This is a genomic window from Arthrobacter sp. Sr24 (assembly GCF_054511175.1).
In genome coordinates this window covers 147073-172840 of sequence record NZ_JBTNDB010000006.1, presented here as the reverse complement: position 1 = coordinate 172840, position 25768 = coordinate 147073, and the positions used below count along the sequence as shown (strand labels likewise).

The 25768-nt window shown below is 60.4% G+C and carries 26 protein-coding genes and 1 riboswitch; of the genes, 8 read left to right on the top strand and 18 right to left on the bottom strand.

Features of this window, described 5'->3' with window-relative positions; translation table 11 throughout:
* Positions 1-80: 80 nt before the first annotated feature.
* The 4 genes from ACX80D_RS06605 to ACX80D_RS06590 all read right to left on the bottom strand — a co-directional run bounded on the left by ACX80D_RS06605 (position 81) and on the right by ACX80D_RS06590 (position 4941).
* Positions 81-1622, bottom strand: a complete 1542-nt coding sequence (locus ACX80D_RS06605) for an amino acid permease (RefSeq protein ID WP_459321855.1) — start codon at positions 1620-1622, stop codon at positions 81-83.
* 94 nt (positions 1623-1716) lie between these two features.
* A complete protein-coding gene (aspA, locus tag ACX80D_RS06600; protein ID WP_459321854.1) occupies positions 1717-3153 on the bottom strand; it encodes an aspartate ammonia-lyase in 1437 nt (478 codons plus the stop codon).
* Positions 3154-3268: 115 nt separating this feature from the next.
* Entirely contained in the window at positions 3269-4237 is a 969-nt protein-coding gene (locus tag ACX80D_RS06595) for an asparaginase (protein WP_459321844.1), read from the bottom strand.
* Positions 4234-4941 (bottom strand): FadR/GntR family transcriptional regulator, encoded by a 708-nt coding sequence (locus tag ACX80D_RS06590; protein ID WP_459321843.1) that lies wholly within the window; start codon positions 4939-4941, stop codon positions 4234-4236. The genes ACX80D_RS06595 and ACX80D_RS06590 overlap by 4 nt, the downstream gene beginning before the upstream one ends.
* A gap of 186 nt (positions 4942-5127) precedes the next feature.
* On the opposite strand from ACX80D_RS06590, the gene ACX80D_RS06585 reads away from it, so the two are divergent.
* Positions 5128-5286, top strand: coding sequence for a hypothetical protein (locus tag ACX80D_RS06585; protein WP_459321842.1), 159 nt, complete (start codon positions 5128-5130; stop codon positions 5284-5286).
* 109 nt (positions 5287-5395) lie between these two features.
* Here ACX80D_RS06585 and ACX80D_RS06580 read toward each other — a convergent pair whose 3' ends face one another.
* The gene (locus ACX80D_RS06580) at positions 5396-7438 is read right to left on the bottom strand and encodes a DUF5107 domain-containing protein (protein WP_459321841.1); all 2043 of its coding nucleotides are present in this window, start codon (positions 7436-7438) and stop codon (positions 5396-5398) included.
* Between the two features lie 352 nt (positions 7439-7790).
* A complete protein-coding gene (locus tag ACX80D_RS06575; protein WP_459321840.1) occupies positions 7791-8198 on the bottom strand; it encodes a VOC family protein in 408 nt (135 codons plus the stop codon).
* 358 nt (positions 8199-8556) lie between these two features.
* Here ACX80D_RS06575 and ACX80D_RS06570 point away from each other — a divergent pair, with 358 nt between their 5' ends.
* Positions 8557-8862, top strand: coding sequence for a hypothetical protein (locus ACX80D_RS06570; protein WP_459321839.1), 306 nt, complete (start codon positions 8557-8559; stop codon positions 8860-8862).
* 219 nt (positions 8863-9081) lie between these two features.
* Here the strand turns inward: ACX80D_RS06570 and ACX80D_RS06565 are convergent, their stop codons facing one another.
* Positions 9082-9711, bottom strand: coding sequence for a CG0192-related protein (locus ACX80D_RS06565; RefSeq protein WP_459321838.1), 630 nt, complete (start codon positions 9709-9711; stop codon positions 9082-9084).
* Between the two features lie 252 nt (positions 9712-9963).
* Here ACX80D_RS06565 and ACX80D_RS06560 point away from each other — a divergent pair, with 252 nt between their 5' ends.
* Both ACX80D_RS06560 and ACX80D_RS06555 read left to right on the top strand, forming a co-directional pair.
* Positions 9964-10593 (top strand): hypothetical protein, encoded by a 630-nt coding sequence (locus tag ACX80D_RS06560; protein ID WP_459321837.1) that lies wholly within the window; start codon positions 9964-9966, stop codon positions 10591-10593.
* A complete protein-coding gene (locus tag ACX80D_RS06555) occupies positions 10590-10886 on the top strand; it encodes a transcriptional regulator (RefSeq protein WP_459321836.1) in 297 nt (98 codons plus the stop codon). The genes ACX80D_RS06560 and ACX80D_RS06555 overlap by 4 nt, the downstream gene beginning before the upstream one ends.
* A 165-nt stretch (positions 10887-11051) precedes the next feature.
* Here the strand turns inward: ACX80D_RS06555 and ACX80D_RS06550 are convergent, their stop codons facing one another.
* From ACX80D_RS06550 to ACX80D_RS06535, 4 genes are all read right to left on the bottom strand, one after another.
* Positions 11052-12767 carry a thiamine pyrophosphate-binding protein gene (locus ACX80D_RS06550; RefSeq protein ID WP_459321835.1) on the bottom strand — a complete coding sequence of 572 codons (1716 nt, stop codon included), beginning with the start codon at positions 12765-12767 and terminating at the stop codon, positions 11052-11054.
* Complete coding sequence (gene speB, locus ACX80D_RS06545) at positions 12764-13870, bottom strand: agmatinase (RefSeq protein WP_459321834.1); 1107 nt, start codon at positions 13868-13870, stop codon at positions 12764-12766. Before speB ends, ACX80D_RS06550 begins: the two co-directional genes overlap by 4 nt.
* Before the next feature lie 190 nt (positions 13871-14060).
* Positions 14061-15080, bottom strand: coding sequence for a DUF2804 domain-containing protein (locus ACX80D_RS06540; protein ID WP_459321833.1), 1020 nt, complete (start codon positions 15078-15080; stop codon positions 14061-14063).
* Positions 15081-15194: 114 nt separating this feature from the next.
* Entirely contained in the window at positions 15195-15782 is a 588-nt protein-coding gene (locus tag ACX80D_RS06535) for a helix-turn-helix domain-containing protein (RefSeq protein WP_459321832.1), read from the bottom strand.
* A gap of 220 nt (positions 15783-16002) precedes the next feature.
* On the opposite strand from ACX80D_RS06535, the gene ACX80D_RS06530 reads away from it, so the two are divergent.
* Both ACX80D_RS06530 and ACX80D_RS06525 read left to right on the top strand, forming a co-directional pair.
* On the top strand, positions 16003-17526 hold the full coding sequence (locus ACX80D_RS06530) for a sodium:solute symporter family protein (protein WP_459321831.1): 1524 nt from the start codon (positions 16003-16005) through the stop codon (positions 17524-17526).
* 87 nt (positions 17527-17613) lie between these two features.
* A riboswitch (SAM riboswitch) is annotated at positions 17614-17724 on the top strand.
* Between the two features lie 12 nt (positions 17725-17736).
* Positions 17737-18036, top strand: a complete 300-nt coding sequence (locus tag ACX80D_RS06525) for a hypothetical protein (protein ID WP_459321830.1) — start codon at positions 17737-17739, stop codon at positions 18034-18036.
* Between the two features lie 167 nt (positions 18037-18203).
* Here the strand turns inward: ACX80D_RS06525 and ACX80D_RS06520 are convergent, their stop codons facing one another.
* Complete coding sequence (locus ACX80D_RS06520) at positions 18204-18434, bottom strand: biotin/lipoyl-containing protein (protein WP_459321829.1); 231 nt, start codon at positions 18432-18434, stop codon at positions 18204-18206.
* A 447-nt stretch (positions 18435-18881) separates the two neighbouring features.
* Here ACX80D_RS06520 and ACX80D_RS06515 point away from each other — a divergent pair, with 447 nt between their 5' ends.
* Positions 18882-19985, top strand: a complete 1104-nt coding sequence (locus ACX80D_RS06515) for a VIT1/CCC1 transporter family protein (protein ID WP_459321828.1) — start codon at positions 18882-18884, stop codon at positions 19983-19985.
* Positions 19986-20037: 52 nt separating this feature from the next.
* Here ACX80D_RS06515 and ACX80D_RS06510 read toward each other — a convergent pair whose 3' ends face one another.
* Positions 20038-21150, bottom strand: a complete 1113-nt coding sequence (locus ACX80D_RS06510; RefSeq protein ID WP_459321827.1) for an LOG family protein — start codon at positions 21148-21150, stop codon at positions 20038-20040.
* A 109-nt stretch (positions 21151-21259) separates the two neighbouring features.
* Here ACX80D_RS06510 and ACX80D_RS06505 point away from each other — a divergent pair, with 109 nt between their 5' ends.
* Positions 21260-21568, top strand: coding sequence for a rhodanese-like domain-containing protein (locus ACX80D_RS06505; protein ID WP_459321826.1), 309 nt, complete (start codon positions 21260-21262; stop codon positions 21566-21568).
* Between the two features lie 24 nt (positions 21569-21592).
* Here the strand turns inward: ACX80D_RS06505 and ACX80D_RS06500 are convergent, their stop codons facing one another.
* From ACX80D_RS06500 to ACX80D_RS06480, 5 genes are all read right to left on the bottom strand, one after another.
* Entirely contained in the window at positions 21593-22522 is a 930-nt protein-coding gene (locus ACX80D_RS06500) for a DUF4253 domain-containing protein (protein ID WP_459321825.1), read from the bottom strand.
* A 302-nt stretch (positions 22523-22824) separates the two neighbouring features.
* Complete coding sequence (gene sucD / locus ACX80D_RS06495) at positions 22825-23727, bottom strand: succinate--CoA ligase subunit alpha (RefSeq protein WP_459321824.1); 903 nt, start codon at positions 23725-23727, stop codon at positions 22825-22827.
* A gap of 16 nt (positions 23728-23743) precedes the next feature.
* Complete coding sequence (gene sucC, locus ACX80D_RS06490) at positions 23744-24913, bottom strand: ADP-forming succinate--CoA ligase subunit beta (protein WP_459321823.1); 1170 nt, start codon at positions 24911-24913, stop codon at positions 23744-23746.
* 231 nt (positions 24914-25144) lie between these two features.
* A complete protein-coding gene (locus tag ACX80D_RS06485) occupies positions 25145-25291 on the bottom strand; it encodes a hypothetical protein (protein ID WP_459321822.1) in 147 nt (48 codons plus the stop codon).
* 97 nt (positions 25292-25388) lie between these two features.
* A complete protein-coding gene (locus tag ACX80D_RS06480) occupies positions 25389-25622 on the bottom strand; it encodes a hypothetical protein (RefSeq protein ID WP_459321821.1) in 234 nt (77 codons plus the stop codon).
* Between the last annotated feature and the right edge of the window lie 146 nt (positions 25623-25768).

The window sequence follows — 25768 nt, the reverse complement described above, 5'->3', positions numbered from 1 at the left end:
GGGGACAGAAACGGTGGTGTTGCCCGAAGACCTTGGGGGGGGCCGTATGGTCTCCCCCAGGCCAGTCACTCTCCTACAGTTCAAACACGGTTTCCCGGCTCGGACTCAGCGACATCCCGCGCTACGGTTGCAGCGCTGTGATGAGCAATGACCGGATGGGCGCCTGTGTAACCGTCACGGCTGGCCGCGATCGCATTGATTCGTCCGCGTGAGCAGTACCAGCCAATGATCAAGGCAGGCACAATGACCACGATCGAGCCGATGGTCCAGGTGCCTACGGGGCTATCGAATGCCATCAGCACCAGCACGGCCAGCAGGAAGGCCAGCGTCAGGTACCCCGTGTAGGGTGCACCGATCATGCGGAATGAGGGCCTAATGGCCAGCCCCTTTTGTGTCAGCCGGTACAGCGCCAGCTGGCACAGCACGATCATTGCCCAAGAAGCGATGATACCCAAGGCCGCCATGTTCAGGACGATCTCGAAGGCCTGGGCAGGCACCACAGCATTGAGAATAACGCCGAGGACAGCTACTCCGGCCGTAAGCAAAATGCCACCGTACGGGACACCGCGGCTGTTCAGTTTCGCAGTGAACTTCGGAGCTGAGCCGGACATCGCCATGGAGCGCAGGATCCGTCCCGTGGAGTACAAGCCAGCGTTGAGCGAGGACATGGCTGCGGTAAGAACCACTAGGTTCATGATTGAATCCACGCCCTCGACTCCAATGGAACCGAAGAAGGTGACGAACGGGCTCTCCCCCGCTTTATAGGCCGTGTAGGGCAGCAGCAGTGACAGCAGCACCAGCGAACCAACGTAGAAGACTGCAATACGGATAATGACTGTGTTGATGGCCTTGGGCATGATCTTTTCCGGGTTCTCCGTCTCCCCCGCGGCGGTACCAATGAGCTCAATGGATGCGTACGCAAACACCACGCCCTGCATCACCACCACCACGGGAAGTAGCCCATTGGGGAAGAATCCGCCGTTGTCGGCAATGAGCGAGAAGCCAACTTGATGCCCCTCGACGGGAGTCCCAAAGATGACGAAGTAGGTGCCCACCAACAAAAACGCCACCAAGGCAACGACCTTGATCAGAGCGAACCAGAACTCCATCTCACCGAAGACCTTCACGGAGACCAGATTCAGTCCCAGCACCAGCATGAGCGCGGCGAGTGCCCAGACCCACTGCGGAACGGAGTCAATCCAGGGCAGGTATTTGCCGAAGAAGTGCATGTAAAGGGCGACGGCGGTGATGTCCACAATCGCTGTCATCGCCCAGTTGAGCCAGTACAACCAGCCTGAGACGAACGCTGCCTTTTCGCCGAAGAACTCCCGCGCATAGGAAACAAATGAGCCCGAGGACGGGCGGTGAATGACCAACTCACCCAGGGCACGCAAAATCAAGAACGCGAAGAACCCACAGATCGCGTAGCTGAACATGAGCGCCGGGCCAGCCCCGGCCAAGCGGCCGCCAGCGCCCATGAACAGCCCGGTGCCGATGGCCCCGCCAATGGCGATCATTTGAATCTGGCGGGATTTCAGACCCTTGTGCAACCCAGCATCTTCCGCAGTCAACGCGGAGCTGGGCTGATCTTGAACTAAATCAGAGGTGCCTGTTTGTTCCATTTGACGCATGGTGAGTCCTTTATTCGGCTGTGGCACGCGCCGTTGCGTGCCACAGGGTTTTCACTGGAAGGAAAATTGCTGAAAACTGAAGAAATCAGGAGCTGGTAGGTAGCTCGCTGAGATTGGCAAGGTATTCCGGCCGTAGTAGTTCGTTGAGCTGTTCTTCTGTGAGGAGTTTTCGTTCCAGCACCAGCTCGGCCACGCCGCGGCCGCTGGCCAGTGCTTCCAGTGCAATGGCGGTGGAAGTGGCGTAGCCGAGGCGCGGGTTGAGCGCTGTTACCAAGCCAATGGAGTGCTCCACTTGTGCGCGCAGCTTGTCTTCGTGGGCGGTGATGCCGCGGATGCACTTATCGGCCAAGGTAATGCAGGCCGCTTCCAGGTGGCGCATGCTCTTGGTCAAGCTGTACACAATGACGGGTTCAAAGGCGTTGAGCTGCAACTGCCCGCCCTCGGCAGCCATGGTGATGGTGACGTCGTTGCCCACCACCTCGTAGGCCACCTGGTTCACCATTTCCGGGATGACAGGGTTGACCTTGCCCGGCATGATGGAGGATCCAGCCTGCACAGCAGGCAGCGTGATTTCGCCGAATCCGGCGCGCGGGCCGGAGGACAACAGTCGCAGATCGTTGCAGATCTTGGAGAGTTTCACGGCCACGCGCTTGAGCACACCGGAGAGGTGCACAAAAGCACCGACGTCCTGGGTGGCCTCAATCAGGTCAACTGAAACTGTCAGCGGCAGCCCGGAAATCTCGACTAGGTGGCTGCAGGCCAGTTCTGAATAGCCCCGCGGAGCGTTCAGCCCGGTGCCGATCGCCGTGGCACCGAGGTTGATTTCATGGACCAGCATCGTGGATTCGGCCAACCTTGCCCGGTCCTCGCCCATCGTCACCGCGTAGGTGTTGAACTCCTGGCCGAGCGTCATGGGGACCGCATCCTGCAACTGCGTGCGGCCCATTTTTACCACGGTTCTAAATTCCAGCGCCTTGGCAGCGAAGGCGTCGCACAGGTATTCCATGGCCAAGACCAGTGATTTCGCCGCGAAGATGGTGGCCACATTGACAGCCGTCGGGTACACATCGTTGGTGGACTGGCTCAAGTTGACGTGGTCATTCGGGTGCAGGTGCTGGTAATCACCCTTGCTGTGACCCATGATTTCCAGAGCGCGGTTGGCGATGACTTCGTTGGCGTTCATGTTCGAGGACGTCCCGGCACCTCCTTGGATAACGTCCACCACGAACTGCTCGTGCAGCTTCCCAGCAATGATTTCTTGGCACGCTTGGATGATGGCTGCGGCCCGGACGCCGTCGAGCAATCCGAGTTCATGGTTGGCCTGCGCTGCAGCCTGCTTGACCATGGCCAAGCCGTTGACCAGGTGAGTGTTGTTACTCAGCGGGATGCCTGTGATGGGGAAATTCTCCACGGCACGCAGCGTGTGCACACCCCAGTAGACGTCCGCGGGGATGTCACGATCACCGATCAGATCATGTTCACTGCGGTATTCAACGGGGTCGAATATGGGCGTGATGGACATGGTTTCAGTCATGGCTCTCCTCAAGAAGGCGCATCATTGCGCCACAAAATTGCACACACGGGTGCGGATAGACGTTCGAATCAATAGCTTTTTTAGGGGTGCTGCCCGATGGAGACTAAGGGAGAACTGGTAGCCCCAAAAGTTCGCCCACGCGTTCTCCGCCGCCATAGACGGGGAGGCGATTGAAAGCAGTCAGGTGATGAGGGTCCACTCCTAAAGCAATGAGTGCCGGAGTTGCCGCCGGCATCCGAGCGCGGTCGCCGCCGTCGGAAATTTTCAGTGCCACGGCGCTGCCATCTGCGAGGGCAATCACTTGGATGCCTTCAAAACCGTCCTTGGCCAGCAGCCCGGGAACTGCCCGCATCAGCGCGGTGACATCGCGGCCGCGGCCGGCCAGCATCTCGGGGTGCGCGCGCATGGCGTCTGCAACACGGCGTTCCGGGGTTCCCTGCTCTGCCGTGACCATGCGGGCGAAGGCGCGGGCCATGCCTGTCAGTGACAACGCAAATACCTCGGTGCCGCAGCCGTCGGTGCTGACGATGGTGATGGCCTCCCCGGTGAGATCTTCTACCGTGGCCCGGATGAGTGCCGCGAGCGGGTGATCTGCGTGCAAGTAGTCCTGCGCCGACCAGCCGTTATGCACGCAGGTGGCCAGCAACGCGGCATGCTTCCCGGAGCAGTTTTGGGCTAAGTGCGTGGGCCCATTTCCGGAGGCCAACCACTGCGCCCGTTCTTGGATACCGTAGGGCAGATCGGTGGAGTTTCCCAGATCAGCGGGGGTGAGGCCAGCTCCTGCAAGAATGGCTGCCGCGGTGCTCTGGTGTTCGGTGGAACCGGAATGGCTAGCCGCGGCCAGCGCTAATTGCTCATCGGAAAGTTCCAGACCGGCACGCAGCATGGCCACGGCCATGAGCGGCTTGAGGGCGGAGCGGGGGTACATGCGGGCGGTGGGCTCTCCTAGCGAAAGGACGCTCCCGCCGTCGGACGTCAGAGCAACGAGCGAGCCGTAATGGACGCTCTCAATGAGCTCGCCGCGCGTCTGCACGGCGAGCGGTGCGTGGGCCGCAAAATTGCTGAGGTTCATGCTTGGGTGGCTCCCATGATGTGGCTTAGGGCGGTGTCGACGGCGGAGAGGTGCGTGGCCATGGCGAGGCCCGCGTCCTTGGTGTTGCCGCGTTGGATCGCGTCGAGGATGACGAGGTGTTCGGCGTCGGATTGGCGCGTGCGGCCGGTGATGAGGTTGATGGTTTCGGACTGGTTCACCATGGCGCCGCGGATGTCTTCGAGGACGCGTTGGAATACGCCGTTGCCGCTGGCGCGGGCAATCGCGGCGTGGAAGCTGGCGTCGAGGCTGACCCAGATTTCGGGGTCGTCCTCACCGGCCATCTCGAGCAGGATGGCACGCATTTCCTCGAGTTGCTCTTCGCTGCGGCGGGTGGCTGCGAATTCGGCGGCGGGCACTTCGATGTGCGGGCGTGCTTCCATGAGGCTGCGGGCCGAGAATTGACCTAGGACCAGATCGTTGGAGGCGCGGTTGGCGAGCACGAAGGTGCCTTTGCCGGTGTGGGTTTCGGTCAGTCCCAGCGCGTTGCAGGAGCGCAGTGCTTCGCGGATCACGGAGCGGCTCACGCCGTACTGGGCTGCGAGCGCAGTTTCCGAGCTGAGTTTGGTGCCCACTTTGAGGGCGCCGTTCTCAATTGCGGTGCGAATGGCTTTGAAAACAGCTTCGGCGGCGCTGACTCGAAGAATTGGCCCCTGTCCTGCTGTCCAGCTGTCTGACAAGTTCATAATGAAGACTATGACACGGCTCACAGCGCGTGTCAATCCGAAGTCCGCATCCTGCGCTCCCTGCGCTCCTTCCCGGACGCTAGCGCAGCAATGGCTGCTTTCTCTAGGACGCTAGTGCAGCAATGGCTGGTTTCGCCGGGACGCTAGTGCAGTGCTAGCTCCCAATTCCGAGCCAATCTGCTCGAGATGGCCGCAACCTATGAATCCCGTAGAACTTGGGACGCATCTCAATGGCACTACGATTCTTGGGTATCCACGTATACCTTCATTGCTTCGGGCGCGCTGGCAGAACCGAGCACCTCCGCCGAGGAACTTACGGGACGCAAGCCGCAATTCCTCGCCTAATTTCTAGCCGCCCAGGCGGAATGACGTTCGGACTCCGACGCTCAGGCCCGGTGCGTTCAAAGCGCAGCGCCCGGGGTCCCGGGCACCCAGGTCCCGGGACCCCGGCAAGTCACTTCATGGTGAACTGGTACTCCGCTGGAATATCCTGCCCTGGGCAGACCTGAGTCCACAGATCTGAAATTGAGTTGACGCCTTCACGAAGATCGGCCACTTCAATTCCGGCCGTGAGAATCGAGGCGGCGGCAGCATCCTCGCCCAGTGCAGCCAGTGCCGTGGCTTCCAGGAAACGGACTCTGCCCAGGGATGCCAGAGATTCCGGCGCCCGACTGAGCACATCCAACGCCACTGCAGGGGCGCCATTGTCCAGGGACATGGTCATGGCCTCGATCAATAATTCCCGGCACGAAGGATCCTCGGCGCAAGCTGTCTCCAACGCGGCCAAACCGGCGGCCGCATCACCGGAGGCATCCCCGCTGGCAAGTAGCGCTAGACCCAAACCGCGGTGCGCCAATGAACGGCTTCGCGAACTCAACGGCGCACCGGCAACGAAATTCCCCTCCAGTGCCGTTCGGTACAACGACGCAACCACACGCTGGTCCCCTGCAGAAGTGGACGCCCGCGCATGCACCATAACGGCATGGTGAAAAGCGGCCTCGGCACTGGAATTGCGGCCAGCGGTAAGCAGATCTTCCCAGTCCAGCCCCCGCACAAAGGAAGTAGCTCCGCCAAACGGCTGGCTCGGCGCCTCCCCCGCCGACGCCTCGAAGGGCTTCTCCACAATTCCTTCGTTGGCGTTGAGTAACTCCAGCCAGGGCGCCTGATCTGCAGTCAGTGTCTCAACCCCAAAGGGCGTGCCAGTCTCATCGATCCAGTCAGTGGTGGAATGTTGGCGACGAGTCCGCTCTAAAGCACCCCAACCATTGCCAGCCACCACCATTTCCGAGGGCGGCAGATCAGCCCAGCGTCCAGCGTCGGACAGGGCCTTTGCAATGGTCTGCTCCGAGATCAAAGCCTCCACACGTTGCGCGCCATGAGCCACGGCAGCGTCCCACTCCCCCGCGGCGAGCGCCGGGTCAAGGGTAGCGTTGCCGTACGCCTCGACCCACTGCCAGCTGGCACCGGCGGGCATGGGCACGTGCTCAAACTGGGTCTGGGCCAAGCCCGCCTGGATTTCCGCATAGTGCCGGGGCTCGGTCGAATCCGACGGCGTCAGCCACTCCTGCCAGCGGTGCCCACCGGTACCTTCGCCCCAAACAAACAGCTTCCGACCGCGCAATTGCGCCGAGGAAATCAGGGCCAGCCCGTCCCCATCAGAGTCGGCAGCCACTTCCCAGCGCCGTTCATCAGGGGCAATATCGAAGAAGAAATCAGCCGCCTGGAAGTTCCGAACGGGCCAAGTGGCATCCTTGCCATGGAAATTGGTGGTGTCCACGCGGGTCATAGAACCGTCGTAATCGGTGGCATAAGACTGCCGCGCCGGGGCAATCACGCGCGTGTCCGGCGACTGCGGAACGGCCGCATTGCTCCACCAATACATGGGCACGGTTTTCTCATTGGGATTGCGAATGCGTACGGCCACCAGTACCACTTTGGAGTCCGTCGGCAGCCATGCATCGATCTGAAAAACCACTTCGCGAAGCCGATCGAACTCCCACATCCGCAGGATTTCTTGTCCGTCCGTCGTGCGCACCATGGCAGTGTGGAGCGGCACGCAGGTGGTGGGCGAATGCCCGCGCGTGCCAATGTTGTACTCAATCCCGCCGGCGAACCAGGCATTGCGCAGAGCCAGATTCGCGAACTGAATCCGCTCCTGCGTGTGCAGCAGTTCCTTGCCCGTGGCCTTGTCCGTGAGCTCCCACAGCCGCCCGCCCAGTTGCGGCAAGAAGGTGGCCTTCACATGATCATTTTCAAGCACGACGGCGGTCAGTTCCGTCGCCCGGGTCTGCCGCGAGTAGCTTTCCTGGAGGGGGTACGGGTAAATGTTGCTGACTTTTCCCCAGCGGGTCCCGGCCGCAATCTCCTCGGGAATGCCCTCCCCCACCGTGTAAGGCGGTTCCAGCAAAGGCTGCACCGAGGGCAACGGAGAATCGCTACCCAGATCCGCCACCTCAAGGGTCCGCGAGGTGATCTTCAAGGTGGAGACGGTCGGCATAGGAAGGTCCAATCACAGTGGGAGGTCACTGCCAGCGGTCACTGACGAAGGCATTGCTCTATGGCTGTGAGCCTAGCGGATTCCGCTTCGCTACGAGCGTGATGACACCGGCTCGGCCAATTGCGGCGCTCAGCACTCGGCCCAATGTTACTCAGATTCCAAACTGCAGCTGACGCGATATTTCTGGCTAAAAAACCGCATCACATGCTGTTTGGAATGGGGCAGAGCCGTCTTGTTTTGCGCCTACGGGGTTTCGCCACCTACCTCATTGCCGGTAGCTAACCCAGAACTCCAGAACCACTCCTGCAGTGAACACAAATGCTCAGTGCTCCGTGCCCAGTACATTGAGGGCTCAGTGCTCAAATCCGATCAGCCAATGCAATCCGTGGCGGTCAATGACCTGCCCATCTGAAGCTCCCCAAGGTTTCTCGGCCAAGGGATCCATGACCGTTCCGCCCACTGCCAACTTGCCGAACCACTCGCTGAGGACGTGGGCTTCTGCGGTTCCGAGCAAGGACAGCATGACGCCTTCGGTTTTCACCGGTTCTTGCCCCTCTGCAGCGTCCGATCCTGCCAACGAGACCGGACCAGTGAGCATTCCATGAGCTATGGCATGGCCCGGACCATCACTTCTACTGAACTCCTCGTAGGTGTGCAAGGACAGTTCGCCACCAAAGATGTCCGCGTAGAAACTCAGCGCTTCTCGCGCGGTTCCAGGGAAGCTGACATAGATCACTGGTGCTGGTGTGCTGTGAGTCATAGCGCAATCGTAATCAGATGACCGTGACTCGCGCCAGCATCAGCTGACCGTGACTCGCGCCAGCATCAGCCACCACGGGAGGGCCACAGCGTTTCGACAACCGAACCCCACCTAGGTACGTTGGTTAGCACAATCAATTACCGAATTAGTTGCTATGGGGGACAGTTTGACTGTGCATTCACGCCAAAAGGATACTCGTCAAGGGAAGACGCGGGCCGTGCCACTACTGATCGTCACTCCGTCCGGTGCCCTAATTTTTACCGTGGCCCTTTACGCAATTCTCAGTCCACAGATCCCCAGCCACATCGCCAGACATGTTGGTCCAGACGGAGTGGGATACAGCCCCACAGTGGTCGTCATGAGTATTATTTTTGCCGCATCCGCCGTGGTTTTCACCATCGGAGGGTTCCTGGCTCGAGGATTCTTCCGTGATGGACACTGGTTTTCAATTCAGAAAGCCGTCGCTGCCGGTACAGTTGCCCTCGGCTACGGAATCCTAGGAATTGCTTTGGCAACCACACTGAGCTCGGCAGGTGTGAAAGCCGATGATGTATCCGGCAATTCAGTAGCTATGGGGATGCTGGGATTCTTACTCATGTTCACAGCCGCTGTTACCACCTACGCGGCACTGCTCCCCCGCGCACAGCCGGAACCACTCGTCTAGAACCAACAATATCTGCGCAAAAGCGCCCACCCAGTGGTTCCGCCAGTCGAAACTGCAGATGGTGCGATTCGTCTGCTCTGTTACGTCCGTTCAACCCTCCGCGCCTCCGTTCAACCCTCCGCGAATCCTCAGATGTGGCCCCTTCCGAGGCTTGGAAGGGGCCAGATCTGAGGTCTCGAATTCGGCAACGCGGGAAATCAGGGACGTAACTGTGAAACCTCAGACAATAATCGCCGCGGCAACCACTACGGGTTCTTCCTGACCATCCCATCGGGCGGTGAGCGTGGGCCCAGCCTGCTGAGTCCCGGTGATGTCCAGCTCTCGCATGACGGCAAAGTTGACTGGACCAGCCGGAATAGTGGTGACTCCTGCGGCAGTCTGCGGAGCCTCGAAGCGCAACTCCGGCAGCGTTTCGCCAGAGATTCCGGAGCTGGTCACAGCAACAGTCAGGGGAAGCGCCTCGAAGGAATCGCCCACCACCAACCGCTCAGGCGCCTGAGGCTTCCCCGCGAGGACTGCGGCAGCTAGTTCGTGGAGGTAGACCGGATCGCCAGTGGCGTCATAGACCCACCGCTTGCCAAGAACCGAGTGCTCCATGGTGGTGACCAAGAACGATTCCGCACCTTCCAACGGTGCGCCTCGGTACGTCAACGGAACCTGATATGTCACCCCGTCAACCGCGAGGACGTGGGTTTCGATGCCCACTTCACCGGCTGGATCGTCAAAGCGGAACGCGCCAAGCCGCACCACGGTGGACGCGTCACCACGGAACCATGTCTGCGAGGGCAGCCACTGGGCAAGGAGTTCGGACTTGGATGGGCTCAATTGCGCATCATAGATTACGGCCATGCGCCCCAGTCTAGGCGTCGTGGCGAAGCGCTTGGTGACGCAGCGAGATGGCGGGGCGCGAGCGTCGCGCAAGCGTCGCGCAAGCGTCGCGCAAGCGTCGCGGCGATCTACGCAACCGTCGTGGCGAGACAAGAGCCCAGGGATACCGAGGCCAGCTTTCGAAACAATCCCACAAACCCCTTGACGCAAACCAGTTTGTAATACAAACTGGTTTTAGTTTACAAACCCGGCCAGCTACTCAGGAGAATCGTCATGACGCAGCAAACACCAGCCTTCGATACCGGCGCAGCACTCTCGTCACTGCGCGAAAGCGAGGCGAGCACCCGCCGGGCCACCAGCCCGAACCCGCCGGTCCTGTTTCTGCTCTGGGGCGCTGTTTACACCCTCGGCTACCTAACGCTGCATGCGGCACTCTTCAGCTGGCTTCCAGTCAGCTTGTCACTAGCGCTCACAATATTCGCAGCATTGACGGTGCTCGGAGCTGCTGTATCGGCGCTACTGGGCATCCGCGCTGGCAAAGAAGTGCGCGGCGTATCCAGCCGTCGAGGCTTGTTTTACGGCATCAGTTGGGCCGCTGGCATGGTGAGCGTCGGCTTCATGGTGGTCGCATTACTTCGCCTCGGACTGGACTCGGCGACGACGGTCTGGCTCAGCAGCGCGTTGGCAACCCTTTTGATCGGTATCCTTTTCGCGGCCGGTGGCGCCGTGTTCCTTGACCGGCCCATGTTTTGGCAAGGCATCGCCCTACTTGCGGCAAATCTGTTGGCCGTACTGATCGGCCCCGGTCCACTGGTCCTCATCGGCTGGTTGGCGGCCTGCACTGTACTTCTGGCCGGTGCCGTCATCCAGGCTCGCCGCTCCTCGAACGGAACAGTCCGATGAGCACCCCGGGACTAGATCCGGTCATCCATGCCGACGCCCGATTACGCGTCATGACGGCCTTGAACACGATTGGCGAAGGCGATTCCATCACCTTTCCCAAGCTCCGCACCATCTTGAGCATGACCGCAGGAAACCTCTCGGTGCATCTGCGAAAGCTCGAAGACGCCGGCTACATCACCCAAGAAAAGACCATCCAGGGCCGCACCACGGTCACCTACCTCGGCATCACGGCGCGCGGCCGGGCAGCATTTTTGGAATACCGGCAAACCTTGCTTGAGCTCCTCTCCCAATAACCCTTTAAGTACGACGGCGGGAGGTCACCTTTTTGATAAAAGGTGACCTCCCGCCGTCGTACTTAGGGGGATAGCGTTTGGAAAAAACGCACCAAAGGTGGGATAGCGTCGATCGTGGAGACAGTGGCGATCGTGGAGATCGTGGGGATGAGAGGCTGCCGGGTGTTAGATGTCCAGGTGGGTGGGGCCGAACATCTTCAGGAGCACGTCGACCACCACCACGTTGGGACCGTCGCCCGCGAAGGCAGCCTTGAGAGCTTCGCCCACATCCTCAGCTTTGACCCGCTGCGCCGGCACCCCGAAAGCCTCTGCCAGCTTCACGAAATCTGGGCGGGCCAGCTCGGTGTGTGTGGCTTTGCCGAAGGTGTCGATCATGTATTCGCGCAGGATGCCGTAGCCGCCGTCGTCCACGATCAGCCAGGTAACGGGCGCGTTGTGCTGGCGGGCCGTGGCCAATTCTGAGATGGAGTACATGGAGGAACCGTCGCCGGCCACCGCCAATACACGCGGTGATTTACCTTGACTCTGCAGGCCCAGGGCTGCGCCGAGTGCCGCCGGGAAGCCATACCCCAAGCCTCCTGCACCTTGGGCCGAATGGAACTCACCGTCCTTGGAATCCCAGCAGCTCCACCCCCAGTAGGCGGAGATGGTCATGTCCCAAAAGGTCTGCATATCGGCCGGGACGGCATCTCGAATATCGGCCATGAACTTGCGTTCCATGCCTAGGTCCTGACCATCGAGGCGGGCCTGCACCTTCGCCAGCGTTTCCGCCACCACAGCCTGTGGCGTGGCACCATGCCAGTTCGCATCGTCCCGCAAGGAAGCGTCGAGGGCTTCATCGAGAGCGCTCAAGGCTTGCCCGGCGTCGGCCCGGATGCCGAGAGCGGGGCGGTTGGATTCCAGAACACGAGGTTCGGCGTCGATCTGGATGATGCGCCCGCGCGGCTCCATGGTGAAGTAATTACTGGACACCTCCCCCAGTGACGAGCCGACTACTACCAGCACGTCAGCGTCTTCGAGGACTTCGGTGACGTAGCGGTCTTCCATCCAGGACTGCAGCGAAAGCTCATGGTTCCAGGGGAACGCCCCGTTGCCGCCGGGTGTGCAGACTACCGGAGCGTTGAGCTTCTCGGCGATAGACAGCAACTGCTTTTCGGCGTGACCACGTCGGGTGCCACCACCGGCCACGATCGCAGGACGCTTAGCAGCTGTCAACCACTTCACGGCTTCCCGGACCAGCTCAACGCGCGGCGGGTTGTCGAATGGTTCGGCCAACGCATCCTCGACGGCGGGCACAAAGATGGGATCCAGCAGCACGTTTTGTGGCACTTCAATCCACACCGGACCCTGCGGAGAAGAGACCGCTTCGGTCCAGGCGTCCTGAATGGCTGACGGAATTCCGGAGGCGTGCTGGATGAGCCGCTGGCTCTTGGTGACGTTGGCGGCAGATGCTTTCTGATCATCGAGCTGGTGCAACATGCCCTTGCGGCGGGCGCCAAGACCTTCCAATGGAATCTGGCTCGCCACCACAATCATGGGTACGCCAGTTGCATACGCTTCCTGCAATCCAGCCAACGCTGTCAACGCACCGGGGCCTGTGGAGAGGAACAGCACTCCCACTTCACCCGTGGCGCGGGAGTAGCCGTCGGCGGCAAAGGCCGAATTGTTCTCCACTCTGGAGGAGATAAAGTGCAGGGACGATCGGCTCAGCGCGTCGAAGAGGCCCAAGGCGTGCTGGCCCGGAATGCCAAAAACGGTCTTGGCCCCCAACGCCGTGAGTGTTTCCACCACGAGGTCTCCGCCGTTGCGCTGGACAGGGGCTTCCGACAGCGAGGGGTCCCCGGCCGAGTTCGCGAGGTTGGGGAGCTGCTGGGGATTCATTTATTGCCGCCTTCGGTCTCAATAGTGGTCGGGACATTCTTTGCGGACGTGGGCGCGAATCCAGCCGGGCGTCGTCGAGCTTCAGCGTCAAGGGCTTGGGCGGCGTATCCGTTCGGGGTGCCAAAGCGGTCCCCTTCCACGTGATTGTCGGCCATCAAGGTGACGAGCTCGAAACCCACGTGACTGGCGGCGATGCCGGTAATTTCGGCGTGGTCATAGGCCGGAGCGACCTCCACAATATCGGCGCCGACCAGGTTCATGCCGCGGAATCCGCGAATGATCTCGATCAGCTCACGGCTGGTGATGCCGCCGGCCTCGGGAGTGCCGGTGCCGGGAGCATGGGCAGGGTCTAGGACATCAATATCCACGGAAATGTAGAGCGGGCGGTTGCCGATGCGGTCCCGAATTTTAGCCACAGTTTCCAGCACGCCCTGGTAGTAGACGTCTGCTGCGGTGACGATGCCAAAGCCGAAGCGGTGATCGTCGTCGAGGTCCTTTTTACCGTAGAGCGGGCCGCGAGTGCCGACATGGGAGATGGCCTCGGTGTCCAAGATCCCCTCTTCGACAGCTCGGCGGAACGGGGTACCGTGCGTGTATTCGGCGCCGAAGTAGGTGTCCCAGGTGTCCAGATGCGCGTCGAAGTGCAACATGGCCACGGGTTCACCAGCGCGTTCGGCAGCAGCGCGCAGCAGCGGCAATGAGATGGTGTGGTCGCCACCAATGGTCAGCAGTTTGGCGCCTTGCGCCGTGAGATCTAGGGCGTTCTGCTGGATGGTTTCAATGGCTTCATTGATATTGAAGGGGTTTACGGCCATGTCACCAGCATCGGCAACTTGGCAGTTTTCAAACGGAGAAACGTCCCACGCCGGATTGTAGGGACGCAGCAGACGCGATGCTTCACGGACGTGATTGGCGCCGAAGCGGGCGCCGGGCCGGTAGGAGACACCGCTGTCGAAGGGAACCCCAACAACTGCCACATCCGCCTTGGCAACTTGGTCAAGTCGCGGCAGGCGTGCGTATGTCGCAGCACCGGCATAGCGCGGAATTTGGGCGGAATCGATCGGGCCAAGATTCCCGTTAGCCTCGATGCGGAGCTCTTTCATGGACGTCCTCGTTTTCTTGTGACACTATTTCTACGCATCTTCGGCGATTGTAGATCCACGTCACATCCAGCAGTTGATCACCATCGTACAACTCATGTTGCCTAATGTGAACCAAACGTTTCACGTGGGACATATTTTGCCGTGGCCTGCAAGACTCGGCTGCAAACCTTACGTCCCGGCTGCGCAGCCGTCACCAGCGGTTGTGCACGTCCTCTGCCCAGCCGAGAATGCCAGCCACCGCGATGCGGTTCCCGTCACTGTCGGCGATCTCGCCGTCGTAGTGGCCAAAGCACTGGTGGGTATTGTTGCCCAGCACGCCCAAGTTGATCGCGGAGACTTTGTCGTAAAACGGGGTGAAGACCAGATCCGCTGTGGCGCCGTGAATATGCCACGGGGCTAGGAAATCGGTGGGGCTGTAGTCCCAGATCAGGTTTTCGCTGATCTTGTGCAGGCGCCCGTCCACTAGCAGCGAGTTCTCGGTGGCACCGGTGCCGTCTGTCCACTTAGAACCAAGCTGAATCCCAATGGTCCGCCCGTCTGTAACGCCAGAACCAGCGCCCCAATTCCAGTGCATCGAATAAGGCCAGCGGCCACGACCATGATCCAGCACGGCCCATGATTCACCCTCTTCCAAACTAACCACCACCCCATCCACCGAGAGCGTGCCACGGGCTGGCCGGGCCACATCTTTGACGGTGTACTGGAATTGGCGGTCGTTCCAGGGCACCACAACACCCAACGATTCGTGGCCCGCAGGCTTCAACGCCATGATGTCCAGACGCACCCGCGGCGTAGATGCACGTAGCCGCGTTCCGCCGGGAACCTCGGCAATATCGATCTGCAATGTGGCCGCCTTAGCCCGCGCGGAGCCATCCCCCAACGACGCCGGCAACGTGGCACTTCCGCTCAAAATACCCGTCACGTTCGCGCTGACAGCTTCGCCGGTGGCCCTATTCAGCACCCACACTTCATGCACGGCGGCATAGTCCAGCGAGGACACTGTCATGGCCACAATGTGCGTGGGTGAGGTGATGGCCCAATACTCCCAGCGCTTATTACGTCCCCACCGCTGACGTCCGCGACCAATCCCTGAGGTGTCATGCAACGGCGTGCGCGTCCACCCCACGGCGGCTGGATTGAGCCTGCCATTGGGCAGAGTCAGTGCGACCCGGGACGTAATTTCGTGTTCAACCAGCATGCCCGCGCTCATCGGAATCCTTCGCTTTATAGTCAGGTGAAAGTGGAATCAGAGGATGCTGCACCGGCAACGCTCTAGCTTGCCAACCCGCCAGCTACCGAGCCACCGAGCTACCGAGCTACCGAGCTAGCCGCTACCGGATCCGGAAGCGGCCGGAACGAGAATCCACAGCGCCTCTACCGGATATGGTGTGCGGTTTTCCCAACTGTGCGGCTCACGGCCAGGAAAGGAGAGGGTGTCTCCCGCTTTCAGGTCGTAGGAATCCTGCGTCATGATGAGCGTCAATTCTCCGCTGATGATGTGCAGTACATCCACATCACAGTCCACGGCGTACAGCTCAGATTCTCCTCGACCAAAGGGTTCAATGCTGGCACCGAGGACCTGCAGCCGACGCTCCGAACGCGAGGTCAGGAGCCGCTCCACAATCCCTTCGCCACCCAAGGAGATGCGCGGACCCTCACCTTTAAGCGTCAAATGCGTTTCAGGGGCAGCAAATAAATCACCGATCGAGATTGAGAGCACCTGGCACATGGTGACTAGGGAAGCAACACTGGGAGACGTGAGGTCTCGTTCAACCCGACTCAAGAAGCCCTTCGTTAAGCCTGTAGCCTCAGCGACTTGCTCAATGGTTAGGCGCTGATCCTGGCGGGCCGCACGGATGCGCGAGCCAATAGCAACCGGCCCAAAACTGGGCTCTAGGGCTAACGCTTTCATGATGGCTCCTTACATAGCGATCCAAAGAATTCTAGCGGTACTTTGACTGTAACCACGATCACAGTTTATTCTAATAGACAACAAATGTTGCTCAACAGGCAATACCCGCTAGTGGGACCTTAGCTACGTAGCCTCTCGACTACTCTGTAGTCGCACGGAGTAGCCCAAATGCCACGGGCAGCACGGCTAGATCCCCAACTTTCGCACACTGGAGCCCTTCATGGACTTAAACATTGCCATAGTCGTCTTATATTTGGTGGCCATGCTGGCCTTTGGCTGGTGGGGTAAATCGCGAACCAAGAATAATAGCGACTATCTCGTTGCCGGAAGGCGCCTGGGCCCCTTCCTTTACACCGGCACCATGGCCGCGGTGGTCCTCGGCGGCGCTTCCACCGTTGGTGGGGTGGGGCTGGGCTATAAGTTCGGCATCTCCGGCATGTGGCTGGTGGTCGCGATCGGCGTCGGCGTACTGCTGCTGAGCCTGCTCTTCGCCCCAACATTGCAGAAATTGAAGATCTACACGGTCTCGCAAATGTTGAGCCTGCGCTACGGCGCCGAAGCAACCAAGATGTCCGGCATTGTCATGCTGGCGTACACCATCATGATCTCGGCAACCTCCACCGGCGCCTACGCCACCATCTTCATGGTGCTGTTCGGCCTAGACCGCTGGCTCGCCATTGCCATCGGCGGTGTGATCGTGCTGATTTACTCAACCATTGGCGGCATGTGGTCCATCACGCTGGCCGATCAGGTCCAGTTCGTCATTAAAACCGTGGGTATCTTCTTGCTCATGCTGCCCTTCACGTGGAACGCAGCTGGCGGACTCTCCGGCATCAAGGAACGCGTTGACGCCAGCTTCTTCCAGTGGGATGGCATCGGCGTGCAGACCATCATCACTTACTTTGTGGTCTACACCTTGGGCCTATTGATTGGCCAAGACATTTGGCAGCGCGTCTTCACAGCCCGCGATCCCCAGGTGGCTCGTTGGGGCGGCGCCACCGCTGGCATCTACTGCATCTTGTACGGCGTTGCCGGTGCCATGATCGGTATGGCCGCTTTTGTGGCGCTGCCTAACATCGATGTTGCAGGGCTGGGCAAGGACGTTGTCTACGCCGAGGTCGCCACTAACCTGCTGCCCATGGGGATCGGCGGCATTGTCATGGCAGCCGCCGTGGCCGCCATGATGTCCACTGCATCCGGTGCCCTTATTGCCGCCGCCACAGTAGCCCGCAAGGACGTTGTCCCTTTCGTGGCCAGCTGGTTCGGCAAGACCATCGACGCTTCCGACACCTCAAACCCCGAGCACGATGTCCGCGCCAACCGCTGGTACGTATTGATCTTGGGCGTCATGGTCATCGTGATCTCGATCGTGGTCAACGATGTGGTGTTCGCCCTGACCATCGCCTACGACATCCTGGTAGGCGGCCTCCTCGTCGCCATCATCGGCGGCCTGGTGTGGAAGCGCGGCACCGGCCTGGGCGCCGCTTGGTCCATGGCCGTGGGTTGCGCGCTGACCCTGGTCATGCTGGTCCTGTACGCCACGGGAACCATCCCCAGCGCCGACGGCATCTACGCCAACGAACCCATCTACGTCGGCCTCATCGCCTCGCTGCTGGTCTACGTTGTTGTCTCCCTACTGACCCCGGTCACCCCTGCGCACATCCGCAAGGGGTGGGATGACCGCCTCGCCGCGGCAGCCACGGACTCCAACCCGGATGAGGAAACCGCCACCTTGGCGAAGTAACCTTCTCAGAAGTACGACGGCGAGTGGTGACGTAATTTATTACGTCACCACCCGCCGTCGTACTTTAAAACAGTAGTATTGGGACAGCTTCAAGAGATGCGGCGCCAAGCTCCGACTGGCCGCACGCCAACCCCATGCTTCACGGGTGGTTCGGATGAGGAAGCGGCCCCCGGAAACCTCCGCGGGCAAGAGCAAGCAAAGGTCATCGCCATGTCTTCGAGCACCCCTGTCACGTCCCGTCAGCGTCAAAACGCGGGGAATCAACCTGCGAAATCCGCCGGAATCCCGGTACTGCCTGCAGTGGATGTGAACCGTGGTGCGGTCTCGTTTCAGACCCCCAACGGCTTCCACGACTACCAGACGCAGGAGCCGGAACAGCTCGCCACGGCCTTGACCCAGGCAGTGCGCCCGGCACGCTGGATTCCGGAACTGGGCACCTTGGTCATCACGGTGGCTCAGAATGGTGTGCGGGCCGGACGCAACGTGGGCTTCCGGCTCTCCACGTTCTGAGCTGGGGCGGGCGGCTCAGTTCGGGAGGAGTTGGGTGGGCCCACAACTCCCAGGGACCCGCACTAAGACGCGCCAGCGGCTCAGTTCGGGAGGAGTTGGGTGGGCCCACAACTCCCAGGGACCCGCACTAAGACGCGCCAGCGGCTCAGTTCGGGAGGAGTTGGGGACTATTCGATCGCGGCGATCACCGCACCCTGAGCCACCTCGTCCCCTTCGTCAACCCGGAGCTTGACGGTACCGGGAACGGGCGCGTAAATCTCGGCGTCGACCTTGTGAATCGAGACCTCGGCGATCAGCTGCTTTTCTGTGACCTGATCACCATCTTGGACATACCAAGTAGAGACAACGCCGGGCTCGCTAGCGTCCCCTGTCATCTTTGGGAAGAGCATTTCAGTCATGCGGCAACCGCCTTTCGGACAGCGGCCACAGTGCTTGCGGCCGTTGGCAACACAGCCTATTCCAGTTCCTCAGCGGACGGAATGGGCCCATAGGGCCGGGATCACCGGTTTCAGTGCTGACTCAGGTCCGAACCGGGTTGGGATCGTGCTCGGTGACGGCCGCATCGGGCTCCCTGGAGAGGCCTCAACTCTTAGGGCTAACCCATCACCTCAATCTGATTCTGCATTAGCAGCCTCCTGGCGGTGTTTTTGGCGGTCATTTCTCCCTTCTGATTTTCTTGACGCGACTTGTCTGTGGTCTTGATCTGACTGCCGATCAGTACTTTCTATGACCTCGTTCATAGTTACGATATTTTGCGGGCTACCTAAACTTTTTTCCGAGGACTACCGACCAAAAAACCGCGTGATTCCGCGCTACAGTGGTTGCTGACTTAGAGGAGTAAGACTGTGGCAGAGACTGCGCCGGACCGCGTGCCCACACCTGTAGAAATCAGGCGGTGGCGCCAATACTTGGCTGATGAGCGGGCCGAAGCGGCCGTGTACCGTGACCTTGCCAAGCGTCGAGAAGGCGAAGAGCAAGCAATTCTGCTGGCCCTGGCTGAGGCCGAGGGGCGCCATGAACGGCATTGGCTGGATCTCTTGGGTGAGCACGCAGGCGCTCCAGCCCGTCCCTCACTGCACAATCAGTTTTTGGGACTGCTGGCCCGGAGCTTTGGTTCTGTTTTTGTTTTGGCGCTGGCTCAACGTTCCGAGTCCCGGTCACCCTATGCCACCGATGTCGATGCAACCGACGCCATGGCAGCCGATGAATCCATCCATGAAGAAGTGGTCCGCGGCCTGGCTACGCGGGGCCGTATCCGCCTCTCCGGTTCCTTCCGCGCCGCAGTATTTGGTGCCAATGATGGCTTAGTGAGCAACCTTTCCCTAGTGGTGGGCATGGCCGCCACAGGAGTTTCCAGCCAAGTGGTGTTGTTTAGCGGTATCGCAGGGCTCCTAGCTGGGGCCTTGTCCATGGGTGCCGGTGAGTTTGTTTCCGTCCGCTCTCAACGCGAACTCCTTGATGCTTCACAACCAACGCAGGTCACTCTGACGGCCGCTCAGTCATTGGATCTGGAAAACAACGAACTAGTACTCGTGTATCTGGCTCGCGGTATGACCCGTGAAGCCGCAGAACACCGTGCGGCTGAGCGCATGGGACAGTTCAGCTGCGACTGCGATCCCAGCCTGTCCTTGCAACCGGAGAACTTTGAATCCCCGGACGAACACGAAACACTGGGCACCGCTTGGGGCGCCGCCGGCGCCAGCTTCTGCTTCTTCGCCTCCGGTGCCATCATTCCGATCTTGCCGTTCCTTTTCGGCATGACGGGCCTGAGTTCGCTGTTGCTCTCTTGCTTCCTTGTGGGAATTGCACTCATGGGGACAGGCGCCATTGTTGGCCTGCTCTCAGGGGCATCACCACTATGGCGAGGACTCCGCCAATTGGCCATCGGTATGGGAGCCGCCGCGGCCACCTACTTGCTGGGCTTAGCGTTCGGCGGCGTGATCGTCTAAGGCGCGAGCCCGTGGCGATGACAACTACAGGCAACACCGCCAGCACCGGCGTTTACCCGGCTAAAACCTCGCAGGCTTCTTCCACGGTGTCCACCACATGGACGAAGTCAGCCATACTCCTCCCCTGGGCGAGTGCCTGCAGCAACGGGATAACAGGCATCTCTTCCTCCCAGTATTTGCGTCCCACCAGCACCATCGGAGCGACGGCGCCCTCCGCGGCGTAGTAGTTTTCACAAGCATTTTGGAAAACTTCTTGCACTGTCCCTGCCGCACCGGGCAAAAAGACAATCCCGCCTCGGCAGCGGTCCAGCAAGATCGCTTCGCGCAGCGCATTGGTGAAATATTTTGCGATGGCACTTGCAAACACATTGGCCGGTTCGTGACCGTAATACCAGGTAGGAATCCCTAAGCTGGGGGCTCCGTCAGGAAAACGTTCAACCACCGTCATCGCCGCCCGCGCCCATTCGGTGACCGAGGGGTGGAAGCCGGGGACTGCGGCCAAGGTGAGGAGGGCACTTTCTAAGGTCCCGGCTTCGTACGTAGAGAGGTAGGCGCCTAAGTTTGCAGCCTCCATGGCACCGGGACCGCCACCGGTGGCCACGAGAAATCCTGCGCGCGTCAGGGCCCGCCCTAGCTGCGCCGCCTGCGCGTACACAGCAGTCCCGCGAGCGGCAGCATGCCCACCCATGACGCCCACCATCGGGGCTGATTGGTCTGCCAGGAAATCGTCGAGGGCGTCGGTGATGGCGTGATCGTGCATGGCGGTGGCGAGCGTGGAATGCAGCTCCGGACTCGGTTGCAGGCTCCACTGATAGATGCGCGCGTCAGGCACCTGCTCATATTCCACTGTAGAAATACCGGCGAACAGCTCGGCGCCCGTGTACAGGTGGCCGCGGTAAGCGTTAAAGGGCAGGTCTGGAAGCGCGGGAAAAATCAGGGCACCGCGCCCGCGCAACAAATCCTCCACGCCGCGATCAAAAGAGCAGCCCATGAAAACGGCACCCGAAGCCTGCAACGTCACCAAGGCGACAGACCTCTCGCGCAGGTCAAGCGACTGAAAGTGCCAGCCGCGCATGGACCTAGCGCCGCAATCGATCAGCTCATCAAATTTCTCCAGCCGTTCAATCTCAACGGTGCGGGCCTGAGGCGCGAGAGGTGCATTCACGCATCCAGCCTAACCGCGCCGCCCACCAATTCCCGTCTAGGCTGGGAGGACGTCATTCATGCGCGGCGTCTGCCCAGGCACCACGCCCACCCAATACTCAGGAGACCTCATGCAAGAAATCACCCCAGCTGACATTCTGGCTGCAGATCCCGATGTCCAGATCATCGACGTCCGCGAAACCGCCGAACTGACCACGGGCATGGTCGAGGACGCTGTCCACATTCCTTCAGGCTCCGTGGTTGAACGCGCCGGGGAACTTGATATGAACCGCCGCGTCATCGCTGTCTGCCACGGTGGCGGTCGCAGCGGACGGGTTGCTGCAGCCTTGACCGAACTGGGCTTCAACGCCGATACCTTGACTGGCGGCATGAGCGGCTGGGAGGCAGAAGGCCTGCCCATGGTGCCGCCGGACGCATAAGGCTGCATCCAAGAGCAGGCTGCCTCAGTCCCACCAGAAATCCCAGACCGGAGCGTTGACGAGTCGCCGCGCATAATCTTCGGGGCTGAGGGGCGGTCTGAAGTCTTGGGGATAGAAATTGTCGGTGCACAGCAGATAGTGCTCTTCCATGATTATTCTGGCTTCCGCTAAGGTGGCAGGCGGACGGGCAACTCGCAGAGTCAGGGTTGTTCCGCCGAGCTGATAGAGCACCGCCCCATATCTCTCTTCCCAGGACCCGAGCACCGCGGAGGTGTCATGTCCGTCGATAAAATAGTTGCACGCTCCGCTCCACCCTACGAGCCGTGGCACCTGCGCCGGTTGGCTGGCCGGGACCAGTAGGATGCCGGCTTCAACTCCTGCGTACCCGGCACCCCAATGCTCACCTCTTTCATCCGTCAGCCATTCTATGAAATCCTCAGGCGGCGCCCCGGCAGGGACTCCTGGAAACAGTGGTCTCCTTTCCGGTAAGGGTTCGCCAGTCTCACGGTTAACGAATCGCATGCCGTCCCAACAGCGCTGCAGCGCATTGGCTGCCTCGTTTCCATGGTCTCGGCTGGGCGGTTCTTGAGAGGTATAGGGGCCCATACTGCCGCATCGCTCACCCCCGCCAACCACTGGCCACAGTCCTGTCCGCGTGAACGCTCTGGCTAAATCCCACCAGAGTTCATTGGTAGTTCCCCGGCCCGTCGGCGTGTACCAGCCTATGGGCGCCAGCAACTCGCTGAGTTTCTCGTTGCCGTCCGCGTCCACATGCTGTCTTCTTTCGGGGGTGACTGTGATGCCAGCGGGCACATTCACACCGCCAACGCAGCTATCCCCATCTGCCGGCAAATCGCCAGGGAGCTTTGCTCTGATGCCGATGCCAGTTCTCTTCATATTGCTCCGCGCTCCCCGAGGAGCGACGTTCCATGGGTCCTCTTCAAAAGTGTTCATGCCTCGATCGTGGCCCCGAAGCAAGGTAGGCACCATCCCCTGAACCGCTAATGTGGACAACCTCATGGCGAACCGAATCTGTGGAGGAGCTGCGGAGGAATCGTCATCCAAAGACAGCCACAACGGCAGGCACGGACACCAGCGCAAGGCGGTGGCCGGCGTCGTGCGTTCGGGCAAAACAAAAGCGGGGGGGGTGGTGGCGGGGGTGAGAAAAAAAAAAACGCAACACCACCCAACAAAAAGGGGGGAGTACCCCCGCTTTTCAGTACAGCTAATCTGTCAGCGCTTAGGCGCCTAAGGAATTACAGTGCTGCGTAAACTTCGCGCAGCAGGGTTGCGGTCTCGGAAGGCGTCTTGCCAACCTTGACACCGGCAGCCTCGAGGGCTTCCTTCTTGGCCTGAGCCGTACCTGCGGAGCCGGAAACGATGGCGCCAGCGTGGCCCATGGTCTTGCCCTCAGGAGCGGTGAAGCCTGCAACGTAGCCAACAACAGGCTTGGTGACGTGAGCCTTGATGTACTCGGCTGCGCGCTCTTCAGCGTCGCCACCAATTTCACCAATCATGACGATGGCCTTGGTCTCCGGGTCCGCCTCGAACGCAGCGAGTGCGTCGATGTGGGTGGTGCCGATGACGGGGTCGCCACCGATGCCAATCGCGGTGGAGAAGCCCAGGTCGCGCAGCTCGAACATCATCTGGTAGGTCAGGGTACCGGACTTGGAGACCAAGCCGATGGGGCCCTTCTGGGTGATGTTGTTCGGGGTGATGCCAACCAGTGCTTCGCCGGGGGTGATGATGCCGGGGCAGTTCGGGCCGATGATGCGGGTGATCTGCTCACCGTTAGCGTCAACCTTGGACTGAGCCAAGGCCCAGAACTCGGCAGCGTCCTGAACGGGCACGCCTTCGGTGATGACAACTACCAGCGGGACGCCAGCTTCGATGGCTTCAACAACAGCATCCTTGGTGAATGCCGGGGGGACGAAGACGATGGAGACGTCGGCGCCGGTTGCGGCAACAGCTTCTGCAACGGCACCGTAAACGGGCAGTTCAACGTCGCCGTGAACAACAGTGGTGCCGGCCTTGCGTGCGTTCACGCCGCCAACAACCTGGGTCCCAGCCTTGAGCATCAGAGCGGTGTGCTTGGTGCCTTCGCCGCCGGTGATGCCCTGGACGATGACCTTTGAGTCTTTATTCAAGAAGATAGACATAAGTTTTTACAAACCTCTACTTTGCTGCGTGGGCGAGTTCGGCAGCCTTGTCGGCGCCCTCGTCCATGGTTGCGGCCAGGGTGACCAACGGGTGGTTGGCTTCGTTGAGAATGCGGCGACCTTCTTCAACGTTGTTGCCGTCCAAGCGGACAACCAGCGGCTTGTTGGCAGCTGAGCCGAGCTCGGCCAGTGCACCAACAATGCCCTTGGCAACTGCGTCACATGCGGTGATGCCACCGAAGACGTTCACGAAAACGCTCTTGACCTGAGGGTCGTTGAGGATGACGTCCAAACCAGCGGCCATGACCTCTGCGGATGCTCCACCACCGATGTCCAGGAAGTTGGCGGGCTTGACGCCGCCGTGGTTTTCGCCAGCATAGGCGACAACATCCAGCGTGGACATAACCAGGCCAGCACCGTTACCGATAACGCCAACTTCGCCGTCGAGCTTGACGTAGTTCAAGTCCGCAGCCTTAGCCTTGGCCTCCAACGGGTCAGCCGCAGCGGCGTCTTCGAGTTCCAGGTGGTGCGGGTGGCGGAAGTCGGCGTTCTCATCGAGTGAGACCTTGCCATCCAGTGCCACGATCTCGCCAGCGCCGGTGAGAACCAGCGGGTTGACCTCAACCAGGGTTGCGTCTTCCTTGATGAAGACGTCCCACAGCTTGATGATGGCGGCAGCAATCTTCGGAGCCAGCTCAGCGCTGAAACCTGCGGTGGCTACAATCTCGTCAGCCTTAGCTGCATCGATGCCCACGGCCGGGTCAACAGCAACGCGGGCCAGAGCTTCGGGACGCTCAACGGCGAGTTCCTCGATCTCCATGCCGCCTTCTACCGAGCACATGGCCAAGTAGTTGCGGTTGGCGCGGTCCAGCAGTACGGAGAAGTAGAACTCCTGCGCAATGTCTGCACCCTGCGCGATCATGACCGTGTTAACGGTATGACCCTTGATGTCCATGCCGAGAATGTCAGAGGCATAACCGAACGCTTCTTCAGCGTTCTTGGCTACCTTGACGCCGCCAGCCTTACCGCGGCCACCGACCTTCACCTGTGCTTTGACGACGGTGACGCCGCCAATCTTCTCGGCTGCTGCCTTTGCTTCTTCAGGGGTGTGCGCCACGATGCCGGCCAACACGGGAACGCCGTGAGCCTCAAACATGTCGCGCGCCTGGTATTCAAACAGGTCCACGGATTAGTGTCCTTCTGCGTCGAAGTAGTGATCTTGAGGGCGTTAACCCCTTTTCACACATTACCGCTTCATACCGCAAGCACATATTTGGCCAATAAACCACAGTATTAAAGCGAATATTCAGTAATTCGGCTCACAGTAGCCCTCTTTAAACGCACGACGGCGTGACCTTCCTCGCGCTTCAGCCCCACCATGCGCGCTTCCGCAGCTAGGAAGTGAGCGCTTCCGGACCTAAGAAGTGGGCGCTGCAAACGCCTTCGCCTCGGGCCCGAAGAGTTCGTACTTCTTGGCTGCACTGAAGAATCCGGTCTCATCGGCTAAGTTGGCGCAGGTCACTCCGTCATCCAGCGGCTCGCAGCGATAGCCTTGCGCCTCCATGGCATTCCTGGTGGCAGCACGGCGATGCTGTTCATGTCTTGGCCATCCATGTTCTGGCTAGCCGATCCGCTGAACCAAAAAATCCCTTCAACGGGAGTCACTCCCGCCCGGCAGCCACCATACTCGGCACGATCTGGGTAGAGCAGTGCGGTGCCGCCGAGGTAGCGCTATTGCCGTAATTGTTGGGCTCCCACGGCAGGTTCAAGTTTCCGGTCTGTGACGTGGTGAAGATACAGGCGATATTGCGTGAATCAGTCACAAACTGCGGCAGTTCCGAGCTGGAGAGATTATCCGTGGGCCTTACCACCAGTGTCGCTTTCAACCGCTCCACATACGTAGGCGGATCAGTAGCGGCTTGGCTGCTGGCGGGTGCTGGTGTCGGATCCTGGACGGTGATGCAGCCGGACAGCTAAAGGCAACACAACAGCATCCCCGCCAGCAACGCTGCGGATCTGCGCAACGCAACGGAGCGCCCAG

Bases quoted from the DNA above. Each gene is read 5' to 3' on its own strand.
- ACX80D_RS06590 (WP_459321843.1), bottom strand. From the start codon at position 4,941: ATGAACTTGTCAGACAGCTGGACAGCAGGACAGGGGCCAATTCTTCGA.
- ACX80D_RS06555 (WP_459321836.1), top strand. From the start codon at position 10,590: ATGAGCACCCCGGGACTAGATCCGGTCATCCATGCCGACGCCCGATTA.
- ACX80D_RS06525 (WP_459321830.1), top strand. From the start codon at position 17,737: ATGTCTTCGAGCACCCCTGTCACGTCCCGTCAGCGTCAAAACGCGGGG.
- sucD (WP_459321824.1), bottom strand. From the start codon at position 23,727: ATGTCTATCTTCTTGAATAAAGACTCAAAGGTCATCGTCCAGGGCATC.
- aspA (WP_459321854.1), bottom strand. From the start codon at position 3,153: ATGTCCATCACGCCCATATTCGACCCCGTTGAATACCGCAGTGAACAT.
- ACX80D_RS06485 (WP_459321822.1), bottom strand. From the start codon at position 25,291: ATGGAGGCGCAAGGCTATCGCTGCGAGCCGCTGGATGACGGAGTGACC.
- ACX80D_RS06505 (WP_459321826.1), top strand. From the start codon at position 21,260: ATGCAAGAAATCACCCCAGCTGACATTCTGGCTGCAGATCCCGATGTC.
- ACX80D_RS06580 (WP_459321841.1), bottom strand. From the start codon at position 7,438: ATGCCGACCGTCTCCACCTTGAAGATCACCTCGCGGACCCTTGAGGTG.
- ACX80D_RS06550 (WP_459321835.1), bottom strand. From the start codon at position 12,767: ATGAATCCCCAGCAGCTCCCCAACCTCGCGAACTCGGCCGGGGACCCC.
- ACX80D_RS06565 (WP_459321838.1), bottom strand. From the start codon at position 9,711: ATGGCCGTAATCTATGATGCGCAATTGAGCCCATCCAAGTCCGAACTC.
- ACX80D_RS06560 (WP_459321837.1), top strand. From the start codon at position 9,964: ATGACGCAGCAAACACCAGCCTTCGATACCGGCGCAGCACTCTCGTCA.
- ACX80D_RS06595 (WP_459321844.1), bottom strand. From the start codon at position 4,237: ATGAACCTCAGCAATTTTGCGGCCCACGCACCGCTCGCCGTGCAGACG.
- ACX80D_RS06605 (WP_459321855.1), bottom strand. From the start codon at position 1,622: ATGGAACAAACAGGCACCTCTGATTTAGTTCAAGATCAGCCCAGCTCC.
- ACX80D_RS06585 (WP_459321842.1), top strand. From the start codon at position 5,128: ATGGCCGCAACCTATGAATCCCGTAGAACTTGGGACGCATCTCAATGG.
- ACX80D_RS06570 (WP_459321839.1), top strand. From the start codon at position 8,557: ATGAGTATTATTTTTGCCGCATCCGCCGTGGTTTTCACCATCGGAGGG.
- ACX80D_RS06530 (WP_459321831.1), top strand. From the start codon at position 16,003: ATGGACTTAAACATTGCCATAGTCGTCTTATATTTGGTGGCCATGCTG.
- ACX80D_RS06540 (WP_459321833.1), bottom strand. From the start codon at position 15,080: ATGAGCGCGGGCATGCTGGTTGAACACGAAATTACGTCCCGGGTCGCA.
- ACX80D_RS06575 (WP_459321840.1), bottom strand. From the start codon at position 8,198: ATGACTCACAGCACACCAGCACCAGTGATCTATGTCAGCTTCCCTGGA.
- ACX80D_RS06500 (WP_459321825.1), bottom strand. From the start codon at position 22,522: ATGAACACTTTTGAAGAGGACCCATGGAACGTCGCTCCTCGGGGAGCG.
- ACX80D_RS06535 (WP_459321832.1), bottom strand. From the start codon at position 15,782: ATGAAAGCGTTAGCCCTAGAGCCCAGTTTTGGGCCGGTTGCTATTGGC.
- ACX80D_RS06520 (WP_459321829.1), bottom strand. From the start codon at position 18,434: ATGACTGAAATGCTCTTCCCAAAGATGACAGGGGACGCTAGCGAGCCC.
- speB (WP_459321834.1), bottom strand. From the start codon at position 13,870: ATGAAAGAGCTCCGCATCGAGGCTAACGGGAATCTTGGCCCGATCGAT.